19 protein-coding genes are annotated in these 19,942 nt (G+C 64.1%); 10 read left to right on the top strand and 9 right to left on the bottom strand.

Annotated features, from left to right (window positions below):
• Positions 1-184: 184 nt before the first annotated feature.
• The 7 genes from ACMUJL_RS00980 to pyrH all read right to left on the bottom strand — a co-directional run bounded on the left by ACMUJL_RS00980 (position 185) and on the right by pyrH (position 5,954).
• On the bottom strand, positions 185-310 hold the full coding sequence (locus ACMUJL_RS00980) for a hypothetical protein (protein WP_416914078.1): 126 nt from the start codon (positions 308-310) through the stop codon (positions 185-187).
• Between the two features lie 109 nt (positions 311-419).
• On the bottom strand, positions 420-1,763 hold the full coding sequence (gene rseP / locus ACMUJL_RS00975; protein WP_375571090.1) for an RIP metalloprotease RseP: 1,344 nt from the start codon (positions 1,761-1,763) through the stop codon (positions 420-422).
• Between the two features lie 36 nt (positions 1,764-1,799).
• A complete protein-coding gene (gene dxr / locus ACMUJL_RS00970; protein ID WP_416914077.1) occupies positions 1,800-2,972 on the bottom strand; it encodes a 1-deoxy-D-xylulose-5-phosphate reductoisomerase in 1,173 nt (390 codons plus the stop codon).
• Entirely contained in the window at positions 2,969-3,754 is a 786-nt protein-coding gene (locus ACMUJL_RS00965; protein ID WP_375571092.1) for a phosphatidate cytidylyltransferase, read from the bottom strand. The genes dxr and ACMUJL_RS00965 overlap by 4 nt, the downstream gene beginning before the upstream one ends.
• 7 nt (positions 3,755-3,761) lie before the next feature.
• Positions 3,762-4,547: a polyprenyl diphosphate synthase gene (gene uppS, locus ACMUJL_RS00960; protein ID WP_375571094.1), complete on the bottom strand. Its 786-nt coding sequence runs from the start codon at positions 4,545-4,547 to the stop codon at positions 3,762-3,764.
• Positions 4,548-4,580: 33 nt separating this feature from the next.
• Entirely contained in the window at positions 4,581-5,147 is a 567-nt protein-coding gene (gene frr / locus ACMUJL_RS00955; RefSeq protein ID WP_068289938.1) for a ribosome recycling factor, read from the bottom strand.
• A gap of 57 nt (positions 5,148-5,204) precedes the next feature.
• Positions 5,205-5,954: a UMP kinase gene (gene pyrH, locus ACMUJL_RS00950; protein ID WP_375571097.1), complete on the bottom strand. Its 750-nt coding sequence runs from the start codon at positions 5,952-5,954 to the stop codon at positions 5,205-5,207.
• A gap of 114 nt (positions 5,955-6,068) precedes the next feature.
• On the opposite strand from pyrH, the gene miaA reads away from it, so the two are divergent.
• From miaA to ACMUJL_RS00915, 7 genes are all read left to right on the top strand, one after another.
• Positions 6,069-6,956 (top strand): tRNA (adenosine(37)-N6)-dimethylallyltransferase MiaA, encoded by an 888-nt coding sequence (gene miaA, locus ACMUJL_RS00945; RefSeq protein ID WP_375571099.1) that lies wholly within the window; start codon positions 6,069-6,071, stop codon positions 6,954-6,956.
• 105 nt (positions 6,957-7,061) lie between these two features.
• Positions 7,062-7,958 carry a helix-turn-helix transcriptional regulator gene (locus ACMUJL_RS00940; RefSeq protein ID WP_375571101.1) on the top strand — a complete coding sequence of 299 codons (897 nt, stop codon included), beginning with the start codon at positions 7,062-7,064 and terminating at the stop codon, positions 7,956-7,958.
• A 345-nt stretch (positions 7,959-8,303) separates the two neighbouring features.
• The gene (locus tag ACMUJL_RS00935; protein WP_162841190.1) at positions 8,304-9,956 is read left to right on the top strand and encodes an ABC transporter substrate-binding protein; all 1,653 of its coding nucleotides are present in this window, start codon (positions 8,304-8,306) and stop codon (positions 9,954-9,956) included.
• Positions 9,957-10,120: 164 nt separating this feature from the next.
• Positions 10,121-11,173, top strand: a complete 1,053-nt coding sequence (locus ACMUJL_RS00930) for an ABC transporter permease (RefSeq protein ID WP_375571103.1) — start codon at positions 10,121-10,123, stop codon at positions 11,171-11,173.
• Positions 11,174-11,186: 13 nt separating this feature from the next.
• Entirely contained in the window at positions 11,187-12,362 is a 1,176-nt protein-coding gene (locus ACMUJL_RS00925) for an ABC transporter permease (protein WP_375571105.1), read from the top strand.
• A 91-nt stretch (positions 12,363-12,453) separates the two neighbouring features.
• On the top strand, positions 12,454-14,538 hold the full coding sequence (locus ACMUJL_RS00920) for a dipeptide ABC transporter ATP-binding protein (protein ID WP_416914076.1): 2,085 nt from the start codon (positions 12,454-12,456) through the stop codon (positions 14,536-14,538).
• Positions 14,539-14,552: 14 nt separating this feature from the next.
• Positions 14,553-14,903 (top strand): antibiotic biosynthesis monooxygenase family protein, encoded by a 351-nt coding sequence (locus tag ACMUJL_RS00915; protein ID WP_375571109.1) that lies wholly within the window; start codon positions 14,553-14,555, stop codon positions 14,901-14,903.
• On the opposite strand, the gene ACMUJL_RS00910 is transcribed toward ACMUJL_RS00915, so the two are convergent.
• Positions 14,900-15,493, bottom strand: coding sequence for a lytic transglycosylase domain-containing protein (locus ACMUJL_RS00910; RefSeq protein WP_416914075.1), 594 nt, complete (start codon positions 15,491-15,493; stop codon positions 14,900-14,902). The two genes, ACMUJL_RS00915 and ACMUJL_RS00910, sit on opposite strands and share 4 nt — an antisense overlap.
• Before the next feature lie 210 nt (positions 15,494-15,703).
• Here ACMUJL_RS00910 and ssb point away from each other — a divergent pair, with 210 nt between their 5' ends.
• The 3 genes from ssb to typA all read left to right on the top strand — a co-directional run bounded on the left by ssb (position 15,704) and on the right by typA (position 19,336).
• Positions 15,704-16,228: a single-stranded DNA-binding protein gene (ssb, locus tag ACMUJL_RS00905; RefSeq protein ID WP_375571113.1), complete on the top strand. Its 525-nt coding sequence runs from the start codon at positions 15,704-15,706 to the stop codon at positions 16,226-16,228.
• A gap of 67 nt (positions 16,229-16,295) precedes the next feature.
• Entirely contained in the window at positions 16,296-17,384 is a 1,089-nt protein-coding gene (locus ACMUJL_RS00900; protein WP_375571115.1) for a site-2 protease family protein, read from the top strand.
• Positions 17,385-17,515: 131 nt separating this feature from the next.
• Complete coding sequence (gene typA / locus ACMUJL_RS00895) at positions 17,516-19,336, top strand: translational GTPase TypA (protein WP_068289955.1); 1,821 nt, start codon at positions 17,516-17,518, stop codon at positions 19,334-19,336.
• Between the two features lie 10 nt (positions 19,337-19,346).
• On the opposite strand, the gene ACMUJL_RS00890 is transcribed toward typA, so the two are convergent.
• Entirely contained in the window at positions 19,347-19,898 is a 552-nt protein-coding gene (locus ACMUJL_RS00890) for a histidine phosphatase family protein (RefSeq protein ID WP_375571118.1), read from the bottom strand.
• Positions 19,899-19,942: the final 44 nt, after the last annotated feature.

Raw genomic sequence — 19,942 nt, 5'->3', positions numbered from 1 at the left:
TTGCGGCCCGTTGTCAAAAGCCCAGACGCCTCAAAGCGCGTGCAACACAACAGGTTGTGCCCGTGCCCCGCGCAATTCCGGGTCAAGGGCGTTCAGGCCGTGGTTCACCACCCGCAAAAGCCCCGCGCAGGCTGTGCCGCGCGTGGCGTCGTGGTGATGGAGGAATGCAAGACGGAATGCAGGATCAGAGCAGGTTCAGAAGGGTGCCGACATTCAAGGCCAGGATGATCGTACCCAGATACAGGATACGGTCCCAGTTCAAGGACAGGATAAGGCCAAGACCACGTCCGCTTTTCTGGATCATTTCCATGGGATCACACTTTCCAAACTCGTTTCACGCATCTCGATAGCCCAGGATTATGGCCATATTTTGACGCCGAAGCCTTTCGGAAGACAGTCCGCACCCTGATCCCGCGGAATCAGGGGCAGAAGATATCGTTGCTCAGTGCGAAGACCATCAGCGACAGGATGATGGTCAGACCTGCGGCCATCAGCACCCGCAACACCTTGTCGCTGGGCGGTTTTCCGGCCACGGCCTCATAGGCGTAGAATACCAGGTGCCCCCCGTCCAGAACCGGGATCGGAAAGAGGTTCAGAAGACCTACAGCCGTCGACAGGACCGCGATGAAATAAATGAAACTTTCTGTGCCTTGGCTGGCCATCGCGCCCGAGACTTCGGCGATTCCGATCGGCCCGGACATGTTGCAGGTGCTGATCGCGCCCGTCACCATGTGATAAAGACCGGACAGCGAGCCGCGGATGATCTCCCACATGCTGGCCACGCCATTCGTGAAGGCATCCATGAAACCGGGGGTTTCCGTCATCGGATCGAAGAACAGCCCGCCGATGATGCCGATCCGCCAGTTCGTCTCGAAACCGCCGCCATCCTGGGGCTCGTCCACGCGACGCGGAGTCAGGCTGACCTGCAGGGTCTGATCGCCACGGCGCACGTCCAGCAGCAAGGGCGCGCCTTCCGTGCCCTCGACCTTCTCGCGCAACTGGCGGAAGGCGAAGATCGGATCGCCATCGACGGCAAGAATGACATCGTCCGGTTCCAGATCGGTCGCCATGGCCGCAGATTGCGGGGCAAGCTGGGTAATGACCGGGGGCATCGGATGCGGGCCTTGCACCGTCACCTCGCGCCCGTCGCGCAGCACGGTGTAATCCATCAGCGGCACCGCCGGCAGCGCGGCGGTCAGGTCGGCAAACCCCGCCTCGCCCGCCTGTGGCAGCGCGCGCCCGTCGATCGCCAGGATAACGTCGCCGGGTTGCACCTCATGGGCCACGGCGACGGGGCGCAATTCGCCCACCGTCAGCGGATCCACCGCAACGCCGCGCGTCATGCCGATGGCGGTAAAGACGATGATGGCCAGCACGAAGTTGAAGATCGGACCCGCCGCGACCGTCGCCGTCCGCGCCCAGAGCGGCGCGCCATGCATGGTGCTGCGTTTCTCGGCCTCGGTCATGGCGCGGATCGCCTGACCATCGGTTCCGGCCGAGGCCGCATCCGCATCGCCGCGAAACTTGACGTATCCGCCAAGCGGCAGCAGCGCGACCTGCCATTTCGTTCCCCGTTTGTCGACGCCCGAAAAAAGCACCGGCCCGAACCCAAGCGAAAACACATCCGCATGGATGCCGGACCAGCGCCCGACAATGTAATGGCCGTATTCATGCACCGCGACGATCACCGACAGCGCGACTACAAAGGCCACGAGCGTCATGGCGAGCCCGCCAAACTGGGGAAGAAAAGAAACGATATCCAAGTGTCGGTCCTGCTTTCTGATCTGGGGGCTGTGCTGTCAGCCCGCTTTCGCCTGCATGGCCTCATCCGCCCTTATCCGTGCGAGATGGTCCACATGGGCGACGGTATCAAGGGTGATCTCGGCATCAATGAGGCCGCTTTCGGATGACATTCGTGTCAGAACGTCCTCGACCACGCCCGCCATGTCCAGAAATCCGATGCGGCCCGCGATGAAGGCATCCAGCGCCCGCTCCTTGGCGGCGTTGAACACGGCGCCCGACAGCCCCCCCCGCTGCATCACATCGCGCGCAAGGCGCAGGGCGGGATAGCGCGCGGGATCGGGGGCGCGGAAATTCAGCGTCCCGATGGCGGCAAGATCCAGCCGCGCCACCGGCAGATCGCGCCGTTCGGGCCAGTGCAACGCATAGCCGATGGCATGGCGCATGTCCGAGGCCCCGACATGGGCCATCAAGGCGCCATCACGGAACCCGACCAGCGCATGCACAAGGGACTCAGGGTGCAGAATGACCTCGATCTGGTCAGGGTCGACGCCAAAGAATTCCCGTGTTTCAATGACTTCCAAGGCCTTGTTGAACATCGATGCGGAATCGATCGTGATCCGCTGCCCCATGTCCCAATTGGGATGGCTCGACGCTTCGGCCAGGGTCGCGGCCGCAAGGCGCTCCAGCGGCCAGTCACGGAACGCGCCACCGCTGGCGGTGATGATGATCCGCTCGACCGCGGCAATATCCTCGCCCGCAAGGGCCTGGAAAATCGCGGAATGCTCGCTGTCCACGGGCAGGATGCGCGCCCCGTGGCGCGCGGCGGTCGCCATCAGCAAGGGACCTGCCGTCACCAGCGATTCCTTGTTGGCCAGCGCCAGGGTCGCGCCCTGTTTCAGCGCCTCCATCCCCGGTGCAAGCCCGGCGGCCCCGACGATCGCGGACATGGTCCAATCGGCCGGACGCGCCGCCGCCTCGATCAGCGCCGCCTGCCCGGCCGCCGCCGCGACCCCGGATCCGGCCAGCGCCGCGCGCAGATCCTCCAGCAGATCGTCATGCGCCGTGACCGCGACCTGCGCCCCCAGACGCCGCGCATCGGCGGCAAGCTGCGTGATGTTGCGCCCGCCTGTCAGGGCGACCACGTCATAGTCCTGCGGCGCGCGCGCAATAAGATCGAGCGTGTTCTGCCCGATCGACCCGGTTGATCCAAAGACAGTCACCCGTTTCATGGCTGATCCGGCAGATGTCCGGCGATGACCATGAAGAGCAGCACCAGAAGCGACGCCCCCAGCAAGCCGTCGAAACGGTCAAGCACCCCGCCATGGCCGGGGATCAGGCTTGAGCTGTCCTTGACCCCGGTGCGCCGCTTGACCGCGCTTTCCGCAATGTCACCCATCTGCGAGGCGAAGGATGCGATCATGCTGACCACCACAAGCGTGATCCCTGCCCCCGTCAGTGGCTGAAAGGCCACCCCCAGGATACCCGCACCGATCCAGCCCGCCACCGTGCCAGACCAGGTTTTCTTGGGGCTGATCGCCGGCCAGAACTTGGGCCCGCCGATCATCCGCCCTGCAAAATATCCAGCCACATCGGTGACGACGACGACAAGCACCAGCCAGATCAGCCAGGTCAGGCCATCGGGCGTGTCGCGCAGCATCACAAGGCCATAGGCGCCCGCCATCACCACCGGCGCATACAGCAGGTACATCACCCTGTGCCGCGACACGGCGAGGCCGCCCAGCAAGACCGGCAGGATCAGCAGCACAGGCATTTTCAACAGGACCGCCCCCAGCACCGACGCCCCCGCCAGAAGGCCCAGACCAAGCGCCACACCCGCCGCCTCGCGCGCGACCATGCGCGCCAGTTCCCAGATCATCAGGCCGCAAACGATCACGATCAGTGACAGGAACCATGATCCGCCAAGCCAGATCTCGCCGGCCCCGACGGCCACCATCAGCAGCGACGAGGCGCTGCGCGTCTTGAGGTCTTCCCATTTCGAGGATGCGGTCATCGGGTGCTCATGCCTTCACCGCGCCAAAGCGGCGATCCCGCGCGCCATAGCCATGCAGCAGATTGGCGAATTCGGCACGCGAAAAATCGGGCCAGAGCGTATCGACGAATTCATATTCGGCATAGGCGGATTGCCACAGCAGGAAATTCGAAATACGCGCCTCGCCACTGGTGCGGATCACCAGGTCAGGATCGGGAAGAACGTAAGTATCAAGGTATCTTGGCAGCGTTTCTTCATCCACATCAGCCGGATCAAGCCGCCCCAGCGCCACATCCTGCGCCAGCCGCTTGGTGGCGCGCGCCACCTCGTCGCGGCCGCCGTAATTCAGCGCGATCGTCAGATGCACCCGGTCGTTGCCGGCGGTCATCAGCTCCAGCTCGTCCATCAGCGTGACCAGTTTGTCATCCAGCCGCACCCGGTCACCGATGAAGCGCACGCGCACGCCTTCGTCACGCAACTGTCGTGCTTCGCGGGTAATGTAGCGGCGGAAGAGACTCATCAGACCGGCCACCTCGACCTGGCTCCGGCGCCAGTTCTCGGTGGAAAAGGCAAATATCGTCAGGTACTTGACGCCCAGATCGGGACAGGCCTCGACGATTTCGCGCACGCGGCGGGCACCGGCATGATGCCCGAACAGGCGCGGCCGCCCCCGCATGGTGGCCCAGCGGCCATTGCCATCCATGATGATGGCCACATGGCGCGGCCCCTGACCCGCCGGATCGATCACCCCGACCTCGGCCTCACTGGATGATGGCCCGTCAGGGGAAAGGCTGTCAGAAGTCCGGCGCGCCATGAATGGCCCTTTCATGAACCGATCGACAGGTCCTCAGACCTGCATGATCTCGGCCTGTTTGCCTTCGAGGGCTGCATCCACCAGTTTCGTGTAGCGGTCGGTCAGTTCCTGCACGGTGGTTTCCCAGAACTTCTGGTCATCCTCGGACATGCCCTTGGCCTTGGCCTTCTTGACCTGGTCCATCCCGTCGCGGCGCACGTTGCGCACCGCCACGCGGGCGTTTTCGGCATATTGCGCGGCAACCCGTGTCAGCTCGCGCCGGCGTTCTTCGTTCAACTCGGGGATCGGCAGCATGATGATCGTGCCATTCAGCTGAGGATTGATCCCCAAACCGCTGTTGCGAATGGCTTTTTCAACAGCGCCGACCATCGACTTGTCCCAGACGTTGATCGTGACCATGCGCGGTTCGGGCACGTTGATTGTACCGACCTGGTTGATCGGCGTGCGCTGGCCATAGGCCTCGACCACCACGGGTTCCAGCATCGAGGCCGAGGCGCGGCCCGTCCGCAACGAGGCGAATTCGGTCTTCAGCGCCGCCATGGCGCCATCCATCCGCCGCTCAAGGTCATCGGTATCGATCTCGAACTCTTCGTCAGACATATTCGTGCATTTCCCTTGTAACGCCCCGGTTTTGATCCGGGTTTGGTCTATCTAGCCTCAACCGTGCACGGTTGTATAGGTGCCCCGGCCTGCCAGGATCCCCTTGAAACCGCCGGGTTCGTCCAGCGAAAAGACGATGATCGGCAGGTTGTTGTCGCGCGCAAGAGCGATGGCGCTGGCGTCCATCACGCCCAGATGCTGGGCCAGCACCTCGTCATAGGTGACGCGCTCATAGCGTTTCGCATCCCCGTGTTTCTTGGGGTCCTTGTCATAGACGCCATCCACCTTGGTGCCCTTGAAGATCGCCTCGCAGGCCATTTCGTTGGCGCGCAGCGTCGCGGCGGTATCGGTCGTGAAATAGGGGTTGCCGGTGCCTGCCGCAAAGATGCAGACGCGCTTTTTCTCAAGATGGCGCACGGCACGGCGGCGGATGTAGGGCTCGCAGACCTGATCCATCGGGATCGCGCTGATGACCCGCGTGTGGATGTTCAGCGCCTCGAGCGAGGATTGCATCGCCAGCGCGTTCATCACGGTGGCCAGCATCCCCATGTAATCGGCGGTCGTCCGCTCCATCCCCTGGGCGCTGCCCTGCAGGCCGCGAAAGATGTTGCCTCCGCCGATCACCATGCAGATTTCGACGCCCAGGTCATGCACCGACTTCACCTCTTGGGCGATGCGCTGGACGGTGGGCGGATGCAGGCCGAATCCCTGGTCCCCCATCAGCGCCTCGCCCGAGATCTTCAGCATCACGCGGCGGAACTTGGTCTGCACCGGCGGGATCGGCTGGGCGGCGGCTTGGTCTGACATGGGGGCTCCGTTCGTCTTGTGCGGGTCGCGCGCAAAATGTCGCAAAACGCGGGCAGGTTCAATCCGAGATGCACCGCCTTTGCGATTTCGACCAATTGAGGATAGAGGCGGGGCATGACCCTTCCCGATCTGACAGCCATTCCCGCCGACCGCCCCGTGCTGATCGCAGGCCCCACCGCCAGCGGCAAATCCGCCCTTGCCCTGCGGATCGCCGAGACGCAGGGCGGCGTGATCGTGAATGCGGATGCGATCCAGGTCTTCGCCAACTGGCGCGTGCTGACCGCACGCCCATCGGCCGAGGACGAGGCGCGCGCGCCCCATCTTCTGTATGGGCATGTGCCGGGCGATGCCGCCTATTCCGTGGGTCACTGGCTGCGCGAGGTGGCGCCGCTGCTGCGCGGCGGCCCCCGTCCGATCATCGTGGGGGGCACGGGGCTTTATTTCACGGCGCTGACCGAAGGGCTGGCCGAGATCCCGCCCCTGCCCGACGGCCTGCGCGCCGAGGCCACCGCGCGCTTGCGCGCAGACGGGCTGGAGGCGCTGCTGTCCGATCTGGATCCCGTCACGCTGGCGCGTCTTGACCAGCGCAACCCGATGCGGGTGCAACGCGCCTGGGAGGTCTGGCGCGGCACCGGACGCACGCTGGCCGATTGGCAGGACAGCACACCGCCGCCCCTGCTGCCGCTGGCGCAGACCACGCCGATCCTGTTCGATGCGCCCAAGGACTGGCTGAATGCGCGAATCGCGCGCCGCTTCGATGCGATGCTGGCCGCGGGCGCACTGGACGAGGCGCAGGCCAATCTTGCCAGCTGGAACCCCGAGGATCTGTCCGCCAAGGCGATCGGCGCGCCCGAGCTGATCGCCCATCTGCGCGGCGAGATGAGCCTTGATGCCGCCCGCGAGGCCGCGACCATCGCCACGCGTCAATTCGCCAAGCGCCAGCGCACATGGTTCCGTGCCCGGATGCGCGCCTGGACCGCCTATCGGCCGGTTCCTGCCTGAAATCGGCGAAACTTGTCTTTTTTCAACCACTCCCCTTTAACGGGAACAGGGCTGTTGCTAGTCTTGTCGCAGTAATCGCGGACCGACGCGGACGGAGCGGGATCCATGCAGGCCAGCAGCACGAAAACGGATCAGGAAACGGCGCATCCCTTGCCCGGCGCGGGCGGCATCCGCATAGGCAGTATCGCGCAGATGGCGCGCGGCGCGGCCTGGCGGCTGGAGCAGCTGCACAGCCACGATCACGACATCCTGCTATGGATCACGCGCGGCCAGGGCCGCATGGTCCTTCAGGGGCTGCGCAGCGGCATCGGCACGCATAACGCCGTGTTCGTACCCGCCCATACGCTTCTGGCGCTGGATCTCGGCAAACAGGGATTCGGCCTTGCACTGCATCTGCCCGCTGCACATGAGCTTGGTCTGCCCGAAGAGCCGCAGCATCTGCGCATCCGCGACGTGCAGGCCCAGGCGGAAATCTCGGGCATCCTCGACATCATGCAGCGCGAGCAGTCCGGCAACCGTCCCTATTTCGACGAAGCGATGCGCGCCCATTCGATCCTGCTGTCCGTCTGGATGCGGCGGCAAATGCTGGAACATGCGGATGACGCGCCGCGGATATCCGCGGCGCACCGTCTGGTGCAGGCCTTTTGCGCCATGGTCGCACGCGACTATGCCAGCGCGAAACTCATGGGCGATTACGCGCATGAACTGGGCGTCACCCCGACCCATCTGACCCGGTCCTGCCGCGAGGCGTCGGGATTGACGGCGGCAGAGATCCTGACCCAGCGCAGCCTCTATGCGGCGCGCGACCAGATCGAAACCACGAACCGTCCACTTCAGGATATCGGTCAAAGCCTGAATTTCAGCAGTGCGGCCTATTTCTCGCGTTTCGTGCAGCACCACACGGGCCAATCGCCCAGCAACCTGCGGCGCGTCGCCCGGAAGCAGGAGGCAGCGCCCCCCGCCACCAGGATCGCGACAGGACGGATTGGCGCGCCGCTCTGACCGCCTGCCAGGGTTCATCGGGGTTTCTGAAGGGATCCATCCCGCCTGAATGGCGATTGTGGCGCATGTCGCATCACGGAACCCGCGCCGCGCAGCTTTTTCGGAAATCGACGCGACTGTCGCGTTTATGGCTTGCAAGCGACATCGATGTCGTTTTTGTTACGAGTTGATGTCGGTTTTCAGACGTAGAATGCCGAAACCATGCGTTGACGCAAAGGCCGTTCTGGTGCCGAATGCCGCAAGGGATGAAGCGCGAACGCGGTCAAAATCTGCACGACAATGCAGGCTGACAGGCTGTCGACCGATCAGCCTAAAAAAAGCAACAGGGAGTTGAAAATGAACGATATGACCTTCAAGGGCCAGCCGGTGCACAAGGCCGCGGTGATGTATGCCGATGAATTCAAGGCGGGCAAACTCAGCCGCCGCGAATTCCTTGCACGCACCACCGGACTTGGCGTGGCCGCCGCCACAGCCTATGCACTGGGCGGTCTCGGCACCCCGGCACAGGCGCAGGCGACCCCGCCGATGGGCGGCACCCTGCGCTGCCAGATGAACGTGCGCGCCCTCAAGGACACCCGTACCGCCGACTGGTCGGAAATCGCCAACCAGACCCGCGGCACGCTGGAATACCTGGTCGAATACAACAACGACGGTTCGATCCGCGGCATGCTGCTGGACAGCTGGTCGGTGAACGACAACGCCACCGAGTACACGCTGAACGTGCGCAAGGGTGTGAAGTGGAGCAATGGCGACGACTTCACCGCCGAGGATGTGGCCCGCAACCTGACCCGCTGGTGCGAGCGTGATGTCGAAGGCAACTCGATGGCCGGCCGCGTCAGCGCGCTGATCGACGATGCCACCAACAAGGCCGCCGATGGGGCGATCGCCGTCGTGGACAGCCACACCGTCAAGCTGACGCTGCCGCGCCCCGACATTTCGATCATCCCCGGTTTCTCGGACTATCCGGCGGCGGTGGTGCACAGCTCCTACAACCCCGACGCGGTCCAGAACGTCGGCACCGGCCCCTATGTCATCGAAGAGCTGGAAGTCGGCGTGAAATGCTCGCTGGTCAAGGCAGATGGCCACACATGGTGGGGCACCGATGTCTATGGCGGACCCTATCTGGACCGGATCGAATACATCGACTTCGGCACTGACAGCGCCGCATGGCTGGCCGCACTGGAAAGCGAAGAAGTGGACATGCTGCACGAATCCGTGGGCGAGTTCATCGAGATCATGGACGGTCTTGGCCTGATGAAATCCGAGGTCGTGACCGGCGCCACCATCGTGGTGCGCCCGAACCAGCTGGCCGAAGTCAACGGCGTGCGCCCCTACGAGGACAAGCGCGTCCGCCAGGCGATCCAGATGGCCGTCAACAACGCCGTCTGCCTTGAACTGGGCTATGGCAACCTTGGCGTTCCGGCTGAAAACCACCATGTCGCCCCGGTTCACCCGGAATATGCCGAACTGCCGCCGCAGAAATACGATCCTGCCGCAGCCAAGGCGCTTCTGGACGAAACCGGCATGGCCGATTTCGAGCACGAGATCATCTCGATCGACGACGACTGGCGCCGCAACACCACCGATGCCGTGGCAGCGCAGCTGCGCGACGCGGGCTTCAACGTGAAGCGGACCATTCTGCCCGGTTCAACTTTCTGGAACGACTGGACGAAATATCCGTTCAGCTCGACCAACTGGAACCACCGCCCCCTGGGTGTGCAGATCCTGGCCCTGGCCTATCGCTCGGGTGAGGCATGGAATGAATTCGGCTGGTCCAACGCCGAGTTCGACGCCCTGCTGGAAGAGGCCCTGTCGATCGCGGATGCCGACAAGCGCCGCGAAGTCAGCGCCAAGATGCAGGCGCTGATCCAGGAAGAAGGCGTGACGATCCAGCCTTACTGGCGCTCGCTTTACCGGCACATGCGCGAAGGTGTGATGGGTGCCGAGATGCACATCTCCTTCGAACATCATCACTACAAGTGGGGCATGGCCGCCTGATCGGCCTGACCTTCCGGACCGTGCCCCCCGACCGGGGGCACGGTTCACCGTCCGCAAGCCAAGATCGGCCAGGGACGCGCAAACACGCCGACAGAACAAGGACGGGTCGCAGAAGACCTGCCAAGGCCCGTATCATGGCGGGCACCTAAACCAGGGGGCACAGCATGGGCCTGTTCATCTTGCGCCGGCTCGGGATCATGATCCTGACGGCACTCTGCCTGACCTTCATCGTCTTCTTCATGACGAATCTCTATCCGAACCTTGAAAAGCTGGCCAAGACCCAGGGCAACTTCCGCATGAGCGATGCCGAGGTCGCCAGCTACCTGGGGCGGAACGGGTATCTGGACCCCCTGCCCGTCAAATACGGGCAATGGCTGGGCGTGCTGCCGGGCTGGACAGTCGAGGTCGATGAGGGCATGCGCGGCCGCTGTGTCGAAGGCACCGTCGCCCCCGAGGTGCTGGCCGCCGCGCCGCGCTTCTGCGGCATCCTGCAGGGCGACTGGGGTTTTTCGACCGTCTTCAAGGACGAGGTGAGCGGCATCATCGCAACCCGCCTTGGCCTGACCGGCAAGCTGATGTTCTGGGTGATGGTGCTGATGGTGCCATCTGCACTGCTGGTGGGGGTTCTGGCGGGCATGCGCGAGGGATCGCGCACGGACAGGGCCCTTTCGACCTTTGCCATCACCACCACGGCGACCCCGGAATATGTCTCGGGCGTGATCCTGATCGCGGTCTTCGCCTCGTCCGCCGTGGGGCTGAAATGGTTCAACGGCACCGCCACAAGCGCGATGGAGGATGCGACCTTCAACAATTTCTTCCTGCCCGTGCTGACGATCGCGCTTTACGGCATGGGCTATATCGCCCGCATGACCCGCGCCTCGATGGCCGAGGTGATGACGGCGCAATATATCCGCACCGCCCGCCTGAAAGGCGTGAAGTTCAGCGACATCGTCATGAAACACGCCCTGCGCAACGCGCTGATCGCGCCTTTCACGGTGATCATGCTGCAGTTTCCCTGGCTGCTGAACGGCGTGGTGATCGTGGAAACCCTGTTCAACTACAAGGGCTTCGGCTGGGTGCTGGTGCAGGCCGCGGGCAACAACGACATCGAGCTGCTGCTGGGTGTTTCGGTCGTGTCCGTGATCGTGGTGCTGGTGACGCAGCTGATTTCCGATGTCGGCTATGTCTATCTCAACCCGCGCATCAGCGTAACATAGGAGGACTGGGACAATGGACCCTCTTGGCTGGGGTGAGATCATCACCCGCATCCTGACGCAGTTCACCCCGGTCTGGATTGCCCTTGTCGTGACATTCGCCCTGTCGCTGACCTACAAGCGGCGGCTGGGGCTTTACGGCAAGCTTTTCGACAGCGTGATCGGCATGACCGGTTTCGCCCTTGTGATGTTCTGGGTCTATACCGGCATCTTCGGCGGCGCCTTTGGCTGGATCGTCACACATGACACGCTCTCGCAGATCTCGGGGCTGAAGAACAAGGTACCCGGCACGCCGGTGCCCGATGCCGCGGCGCAGGGGCTTTACCCCTACTACCTGATGGGCGGCGACAACCTGGCGCGCGACGTCTTCAGCCGCATGGTGGTGGGCGCATGGGAGGTTATGAAGATCGCCCCCTTTGCCACGCTCTTCGCCTTCATGGTGGGCATCACCCTTGGCCTGCCGGCGGGATATTACGGCGGCAAGCTGGACACCTTCCTGTCGTTCCTGGCAAACCTGATCCTGGCCTTCCCGGTGATCCTGCTGTTCTACCTGCTGGTCACGCCGGAAATCGTGCTGACGGGCATTCCGGTCTACATGGCGGGCGTGCTGTTCCTGTTCCCGATCATCTTCCTGACGATCCTGTTCAACTCGCGCTTCTTCACGCAACCGTCCAAGCGCAATCTTTACGTGGCGCTGACGCTGGTGATCGGGCTCTGGGTCTATCTGGGGATCGCCTGGGACGCGGATCCGCTGGGCCTGATCAGCTTTCCGCCGAACCTTCTGGTGGTCTTCGTGGCGGTGGTCTTCGTCAACTCGCCCACGGTCTTCCGCATCGTGCGGGGCCTTGCGATGGACATCAAGACCCGCGACTACGTGGCCGCCGCCCAGACCCGTGGCGAAGGCCCCTGGTACATCATGCTGTGGGAGATCCTGCCCAATGCGCGCGGCCCGCTGATCGTCGATTTCTGCCTGCGCATCGGCTATACCACGATCCTTCTGGGCACGCTGGGCTTCTTCGGCCTGGGCCTCAGCCCGGAAAGCCCCGACTGGGGCAGCACGATCAACGAGGGCCGCAAGCTTCTGTCGATCTACCTGCATCCGGCCCTGCCGCCCGCCATGGCGCTGCTGTCGCTGGTGCTGGGGTTGAACCTGCTGGCAGACGGCCTGCGCGAGGAAAGCCTGCGCGATTGACAAGACGACAGGCCGGGGGGCCAGCCCCCGGACCCCCCGGGATATTTGACTCAAGAAGAAACTGACGGTCAGGGAACAGGAGAGACGAGCGATGGCGAAATGGGACCATGACGGGCCGATCCTCGAGATCGACAAGCTGTCGATTTCCTTCTTCACGCGGCTGCGCGAAATCCCGGCGGTCATGGATTTCTCGGTCACCGTGCAGCCGGGCGAGGCCGTGGGCCTTGTCGGCGAAAGCGGCTGCGGCAAATCCACCGTGGCGCTGGGCGTCATGCAGGATCTGGGCGTCAACGGGCGCATCGTGGGCGGGTCGATCAAGTTCAAGGGGCGCGACCTGGGCGCCATGTCCGCGGAGGAGCTGCGCGATATCCGCGGCAACGAGATCGCGATGATCTACCAGGAACCCATGGCCAGCCTGAACCCGGCGATGCGGATCGGCAAGCAGCTGATGGAAGTGCCGATGATCCACGAGGGCATTTCCGAGAAGGAAGCCGAAGAGCGCGCGCTGCAGGTGATCCGCGACGTGAAACTGCCCGACCCCGAACGCATCCTGCGCGCCTATCCGCACCAGTTGTCGGGTGGCCAGCAGCAACGGATCGTCATCGCCATGGCGCTGATGTCGAAACCGGCGCTACTGATCCTGGACGAACCCACCACCGCGCTGGATGTGACGGTCGAGGCGGCGATCGTGGAACTGGTCAAGGACCTGGGCCGCAAATACGGCACCTCGATGCTGTTCATCAGCCACAACCTGGGCCTGGTGCTGGAAACCTGCGACCGCATCTGCGTGATGTATTCAGGCGAGGCGGTCGAGCGCGGCAGCATCACCGATGTCTTCGACAAGATGCGCCACCCCTATACCCAGGCGCTGTTCCGGTCGATCCCGCTGCCCGGCGCCGACAAGAACGCAAGCCCGCTGATCGCGATCCCGGGCAATTTCCCCCTGCCCCATGAACGCCCTGACGGCTGCAACTTCGGCCCGCGCTGCGACTATTTCGAGGCCGGCCGCTGTGACCAGGGCTATGTCAGCATGGCTCCGGTGGATGAGGCGGCGACGCATAAATCCCGCTGCCTGCGCTTTTCCGAGATCGACTGGACCGCACCGCCCGCCAAGGCCGAGGTCAAGCAGAAAGGCGAGATCGGGAAGGTCGTCCTCAAGATGGACAACCTCAAGAAATACTACGAGGTGGCCGCAAGCAAGCTGTTCGGCGGCGGCGCCACCAAGGTGGTGAAGGCCAACGAAACCCTGAGCTTCGAGGCGCGCGAGCGCGAGACGCTGGCCATCGTGGGCGAATCCGGTTGCGGCAAATCCACCTTCGCCAAGGTGCTGATGGGCCTGGAGACCGCGACCGACGGTCAGATCCTGCTGGACAACAACAGTATCGGCGGCATCCCGATCCAGGCGCGCGACACCAAGACCGTGGCCGATGTGCAGATGGTGTTCCAGAACCCGTTCGATACGCTCAACCCCTCGATGACCGTGGGGCGGCAGATCATCCGCGCGCTGGAAATCTTCGGCGTGGGCGATACCGAGGCTGATCGGCGCGATCGCATGCTGCAACTGCTGGACCTTGTGAAGTTGCCGCGCGCCTTCGCAGACCGCATGCCGCGCCAGTTGTCGGGCGGGCAGAAGCAGCGCGTGGGCATTGCCCGCGCCTTTGCTGGCGACGCGCGGATCGTGGTCGCGGACGAGCCTGTCTCGGCGCTGGATGTCTCGGTGCAGGCGGCGGTGACCGACCTTCTGATGGAGATCCAGCGCGAACACGGCACCACGTTGCTGTTCATCAGCCATGACCTGAGCATCGTGCGCTATCTCAGCGATCGGGTGATGGTCATGTACCTGGGCCATGTGGTCGAACTGGGCAGCACCGATCAGGTCTTCAGCCCGCCTTACCACCCCTATACGGAAGCGCTGCTGTCGGCCGTGCCCATTGCGGACACCAGAGTGCAGAAAAAGCATATCGTTCTCGAGGGGGATATCCCCTCGGCGATGAACCCGCCACCGGGTTGCCCCTTCCAGACGCGCTGTCGCTGGAAATCGCGCGTGCCCGGCGGTCTGTGCGAGCGCGAGGTGCCGCCGGTGCGCCATCTGGCCGAAGGTCATCAGGTCAAGTGCCACCTGTCCGATGCGGAGCTGGCCACGATGGAGCCGGTCATCCAGATCGCAGCCGAATAGATCGGAACAGGCCCTTGTCCGGCTTCGCCCCGCTGCCCGAACCGCCCTATTACGCGGTGATCTTCACGGCACAGCGTGCCGAAGGCGATCATGGCTATGCCGCCATGGCCGCCCGGATGAGCGACATGGCCCTGGCCAGCCCCGGATGCATCGGCATGGAAAGCACGCGGGATGCGGATGGCTTCGGCATCACGGTCAGCTACTGGCGCGACGAGGCCTCGATCCTGGCGTGGAAGGCCGATGCACAGCACCTCGTGGCGCAGCAGCTTGGGCAGGATCGCTGGTACACCCATTACCGCCTGCGCGTGGCACGGGTGGAGCGGCATTACAGCGGCCCCGAGGACCGTCCTGCCCTGCGGCCCTAGCCGCCCCAGATGACCCGGACGTAATTCTGCGTCTCGCGAAACGGCGGTACGCCACCGTGTTTCTGCACGGCGCCCGGCCCCGCGTTATAGGCCGCCAACGCCAGCCGCCAATTGCCGAAGGTGCGATACTGCTGCATCAGGTAGCGCGCGCCACCATCCAGGTTCTGATAGGGATCCAGCGGATCGACGCGCAGCTGGCGCGCGGTCTCGGGCATGAGCTGGGCCAGACCCAGCGCGCCCTTGTGCGACCTTGCCTTTGGGTTGAAGCCCAATTCCTGCTGCACCAGCTTGAGGAACAGATCCTCGGGCACCCCGTGGCGGCGCGCGGCATCGCGCGCCATGGCAAGATAGGGGCCGGTATAACGCCCGTCATAGGCTTGCCCGTTGCCGTTACCCCATTTCGTCGGCGTGTTCACCGATGGTGGCTGCAATCGGACGGATGAATTGTACTGCTGGCTGGCACGGGTATCCAGAACGCGGGTCTGCGACGCGAACAGCTTGACGCGCGACTGGCTTGACAGAACATCGGCCTGAACGCCGCCCCCCAGCCCGAGGGCCATGATCACGGCCCCTGCAATGGTCTTGTACATCTCTGTCAGCCCCACGGTTACCGCAGGGCACTATACCGGTCCGCGCTGGGGAATCCAGCCTTTGTCACCCTCAGCACCGCCATGGGGGGTGCCCACGAGCCGTTTTCCGCTTCCGTTCCGGCGTTAGGCCTGTTTTAACCATGTTGCAGGAAAATGGAGGACGTGATCCACAGGGTCGCGCATCTTACAGAGATTCGAGGAGAGACAGGCATGGCCGGCTCGGTGAACAAGGTAATTCTGATCGGCAACCTGGGTCGCGACCCCGAGGTGCGGACCTTCCAGAACGGCGGCAAGGTGTGCAACCTGCGCATCGCCACGTCGGAAACCTGGAAGGATCGCAATTCGGGCGAACGCAAGGAACGCACCGAATGGCACAGCGTCGCCATTTTCAACGAGGCCTTGGCGGGTGTCGCCGAGCGCTTCCTGAAAAAAGGCTCCAAGGTCTATATCGAAGGCCAGCTCGAGACCCGCAAGTGGCAGGATCAAAGCGGACAGGACCGCTATTCGACCGAGGTGGTTCTGCGCCCCTACAGCGGCAACCTGACCATGCTTGACGGCCCGTCGGGCGGCGGCGGTGGCGGCGGTGGCGGCGGCAATTATGGCGCAGGCGGCGGCGGTGATTACGGTGGCGACTACGGCGGCGGCTATGACAGCGGCCCCTCGCAAGGCGGCGGTGGCGGTGGCGGCGGTGGACGCGCCCCATCGCGCGACATCGACGACGAAATCCCGTTCTGAGCAGATGATACCGCCCGCACCCCAAGGTGCGGGCGTTTGACATGACGACCGACGGAAGGTGCTGCCCATGGCATGGTCTTTCCCCATCGCACGGTTGTTCGGTTCCGAGTTGCGCGTTCACGCCACCTTCTTCCTGATCCTGATCTGGATCGGGATCGTTGGATACGGCGCGGGCGGCCTGCCCGCCGCGATCGAGAACGTGATCTTCATCCTCGCCCTCTTTGCCTGCGTCGTCGCCCATGAATTCGGCCACGCCCTGACCGCGCGACGCTACGGGATCAAGACCCCAGACATCACCCTGCTGCCCATCGGCGGTCTGGCCCGGCTGGAACGGATGCCCGAAAACCCCCGGCAGGAGATTACCGTGGCGCTGGCAGGACCTGCGGTGAACGTGGTGATCTGGGCGCTGCTGATGCTGGCGCTGGGCGGGCGCATGCCGCAGGTCGATGACGTGATGCTCTCGGGCGGCACGCTGGAGGGGTTTGTGGGGCGCCTCGCCGGCGTGAACCTGTTTCTTGCGGTGTTCAACCTTTTGCCCGCCTTTCCGATGGATGGCGGCAGGGTGCTGCGCGCGGCGCTGGCCACGCGCATGAGCCGGGTGCGCGCGACCGCGATCGCGGCAGGCGCAGGACGGATCCTGGCCTTCGGCATGGGGTTCCTGGGGCTTCTATCGGGCAATCCGATGCTGATCCTGATCGGTGTCTTCATCTTCATCGCCGCCGGGGCCGAGGCGCAGGATGTCACCATGCGGGCGCTCTCGCGCCGTCTGCGCGCCACCGATGCGATGATCACCTCTTACGAGGCGCTGCGCCCCGATGACACGCTGCAGGCGGCCGGACAGGCCCTGATCCGCACGACCCAGCACGAATTTCCCGTGCTGGACGATGATGATCGCCCCATCGGGCTGCTGACCCGGAACACCATTTTCGCAAGCCTCGGCGATCCCGCCGCGCAGATGACCAGCCTCGACACGGTGCCGCTTGAGCCGCTGCCCTGCGTGCCGCCGCATGTGCCGCTGACGGACGTGCTGGACCAGATGCACGCCGCCCAGGCCAACGCCATTGCCATCTGCACCCCCGACAGGCGCGCGCTGGGCTATGTCACGCGCGAAAACCTGGGCGAATTGATGATCCTGCACAGCCGCGATCCCGGCTAGGCAGCAACGGCGGCAGGATCGACACGCTGCAACGCAGAAAATCGCTTCTGCGGGGGCCTGCGGCCCTTTGCGTCTGGTCTTTTTGCCGAGTGTCATGTACCCCGCCGCCAAACTTCCCCAAAGGACAGACAATGGACCTGCGAAATATCGCCATCATCGCGCATGTGGACCACGGCAAGACAACGCTGGTGGACGAGCTGCTCAAGCAGTCGGGCACCTATCGCGAAAACCAGGCAACGACCGAACGCGCCATGGACAGCAATGACCTGGAACGTGAGCGTGGCATCACCATTCTGGCCAAGGCCACCTCGGTCGAATGGAAAGGCACACGGATCAACATCGTCGACACCCCCGGTCACGCCGATTTCGGTGGCGAGGTCGAGCGGATCCTGTCGATGGTCGATGGTGTGGTGCTGCTGGTCGATGCCGCCGAAGGCCCGATGCCGCAGACAAAATTCGTGACGTCCAAGGCACTTGCACTTGGCCTGCGCCCGATCGTGGTGCTAAACAAGGTCGACAAGCCCGACGCAGAACCCGATCGCGCGCTGGACGAATGCTTTGATCTTTTCGCCAACCTCGGCGCCAACGAAGACCAGCTGGATTTCCCGCATCTCTACGCATCGGGCCGTTCCGGCTGGGCCGATGCCGACCTCAAGGGGCCGCGCAAGGACCTGGCGGCGCTGTTCAACCTGATCGTGCGCCACGTGCCCGCGCCCAAGCAGCAAAAGCACGCGGATGAACCTTTCCGCATGCTGGCCACCACCCTTGGGTCCGATCCCTTCGTGGGCCGTCTGCTGACCGGTCGCGTCGAATCGGGTCGCCTGAAGGTGGGCGCCACCGTGCAGGCGCTGTCCCGCATCGGCCAGAAGATCGAACAGTTCCGCGTGACCCGCGTGCAGGCCTTCCGCGGCCTTGGCCAGCAGGACATCGACGAGGCCGTGGCCGGCGACATCGTCAGCCTTGCGGGCATGACCAAGGCCACCGTGGCCGATACGATCTGCGCGCTTGCCGTGGATGTGCCCCTGCCCGCCCAGCCGATCGATCCGCCCACGATCACCGTGACTTTCGGCATCAACGACAGCCCGCTGGCTGGCCGTGACGGCAAGAAGGTGCAGTCGCGCGTGATCCGCGAGCGCCTGATGAAAGAGGCCGAATCCAACGTCGCCATCAAGGTGACCGACACGCCCGGCGGCGAAGCCTTCGAAGTGGCCGGTCGCGGCGAACTGCAGATGGGCGTTCTGATCGAGAACATGCGCCGCGAAGGCTTTGAACTCAGCATTTCGCGCCCGCAGGTCCTGTTCCGCGAAGGCCCCGACGGCGAGCGTCTGGAACCGATCGAAGAAGTCACCATCGACGTGGATGACGAATATTCCGGCGTGGTGATCGAAAAGATCACCGGCACCCGCAAGGGTGAACTGGTCGAGATGAAGCCCGCAGGCGCAGGCAAGACCCGCATCATCGCGATGGTCCCCTCGCGCGGCCTGATCGGTTACCACGGCGAATTCCTGACCGACACGCGCGGCACCGGCGTTCTGAACCGCGTGTTCAACAGCTGGGCCCCCCACAAGGGCGCCATCCCCGGCCGCCGCGCCGGTGTGCTGATCTCGATGGAGAACGGCACCTCGGTCGCCTATGCGCTGTGGAACCTCGAAGAGCGCGGGCGCCTGTTCATCGGCGCCCAGGCCGATGTTTACCAGGGCATGATCATCGGCGAACACAGCCGCGACAACGATCTGGATGTGAACCCGCTGAAAGGCAAGAAACTGACCAACGTCCGCGCCTCAGGCACGGATGAGGCGGTACGCCTGACAACGCCGATCACGATGACGCTGGAACAGGCCATCGCTTATGTCGACGATGATGAACTGGTGGAAGTGACGCCCAACGCGATCCGCCTGCGCAAGCGCTACCTTGACCCGCACGAGCGCAAGCGCCACGCGAAAGCCAAGTGATATCAATACGTCAGGGCGCGATACTCACGCGCCCTGACACCTCCAGACTGCCGTCGGGCCTGCGCTGTACGACGATGATCTCACCCGAGGCCGGCACAACCCCCGTCAGGGCCGAGATATTGACCTGATGGGTCACCAGCAAAAGCCGTGCATCCATGGGCTGGGCAGCGATCGCGGCCAGTGTCTCGCGCGTCTGGGCGGGCACCTTCGCCCGATCGCCGAAGAAGGAATGCAGGAAGGGGCGCACCTCGAACGGGCCCATGTCCATCAGGCGCGCGGTATCCACGCAGCGACACCAGCCGCTTGACCAGACCTGATCAAAGCTGATCCCCTGCGCGCGCAGCGCCTCGCCTGTCCGGCGCGCCTGCTCGCGGCCGCGATTGTCCAGATTGCGTTGCGTCGAACAATCGCCAAGAACGAACCCCGCAGGATCGCCCCCACCAGGCGCGATGGCATGGCGCATCAGCGCGATGGCGCCGGGTGCGCGCAGCGCGTCCCAGTCATTGGCCCAAAGGGGTGTTGGCAGGACAAGAAGAAGAAACGCGACAAGACGGGACAGCATGGCACCTGCTTTCGACAAGGATATCCAAAAGCTAGGGCGCGTAC

The organism is Seohaeicola sp., assembly GCF_048006315.1.
GTDB lineage: Bacteria > Pseudomonadota > Alphaproteobacteria > Rhodobacterales > Rhodobacteraceae > Seohaeicola.
The sequence above is the reverse complement of the archived record's forward strand: the minus strand, read 5'-3'. Positions and strand labels throughout refer to the sequence as shown.

Coding starts and splice junctions, on each gene's coding strand:
- ACMUJL_RS00980 (WP_416914078.1), bottom strand. CDS start 310: ATGGAAATGATCCAGAAAAGCGGACGTGGTCTTGGCCTTATCCTGTCC.
- dxr (WP_416914077.1), bottom strand. CDS start 2,972: ATGAAACGGGTGACTGTCTTTGGATCAACCGGGTCGATCGGGCAGAAC.
- ACMUJL_RS00965 (WP_375571092.1), bottom strand. CDS start 3,754: ATGACCGCATCCTCGAAATGGGAAGACCTCAAGACGCGCAGCGCCTCG.
- uppS (WP_375571094.1), bottom strand. CDS start 4,547: ATGGCGCGCCGGACTTCTGACAGCCTTTCCCCTGACGGGCCATCATCC.
- frr (WP_068289938.1), bottom strand. CDS start 5,147: ATGTCTGACGAAGAGTTCGAGATCGATACCGATGACCTTGAGCGGCGG.
- pyrH (WP_375571097.1), bottom strand. CDS start 5,954: ATGTCAGACCAAGCCGCCGCCCAGCCGATCCCGCCGGTGCAGACCAAG.
- miaA (WP_375571099.1), top strand. CDS start 6,069: ATGACCCTTCCCGATCTGACAGCCATTCCCGCCGACCGCCCCGTGCTG.
- ACMUJL_RS00940 (WP_375571101.1), top strand. CDS start 7,062: ATGCAGGCCAGCAGCACGAAAACGGATCAGGAAACGGCGCATCCCTTG.
- ACMUJL_RS00935 (WP_162841190.1), top strand. CDS start 8,304: ATGACCTTCAAGGGCCAGCCGGTGCACAAGGCCGCGGTGATGTATGCC.
- ACMUJL_RS00930 (WP_375571103.1), top strand. CDS start 10,121: ATGGGCCTGTTCATCTTGCGCCGGCTCGGGATCATGATCCTGACGGCA.
- ACMUJL_RS00925 (WP_375571105.1), top strand. CDS start 11,187: ATGGACCCTCTTGGCTGGGGTGAGATCATCACCCGCATCCTGACGCAG.
- ACMUJL_RS00920 (WP_416914076.1), top strand. CDS start 12,454: ATGGCGAAATGGGACCATGACGGGCCGATCCTCGAGATCGACAAGCTG.
- ACMUJL_RS00910 (WP_416914075.1), bottom strand. CDS start 15,493: ATGTACAAGACCATTGCAGGGGCCGTGATCATGGCCCTCGGGCTGGGG.
- ssb (WP_375571113.1), top strand. CDS start 15,704: ATGGCCGGCTCGGTGAACAAGGTAATTCTGATCGGCAACCTGGGTCGC.
- ACMUJL_RS00900 (WP_375571115.1), top strand. CDS start 16,296: ATGGCATGGTCTTTCCCCATCGCACGGTTGTTCGGTTCCGAGTTGCGC.
- typA (WP_068289955.1), top strand. CDS start 17,516: ATGGACCTGCGAAATATCGCCATCATCGCGCATGTGGACCACGGCAAG.
- ACMUJL_RS00890 (WP_375571118.1), bottom strand. CDS start 19,898: ATGCTGTCCCGTCTTGTCGCGTTTCTTCTTCTTGTCCTGCCAACACCC.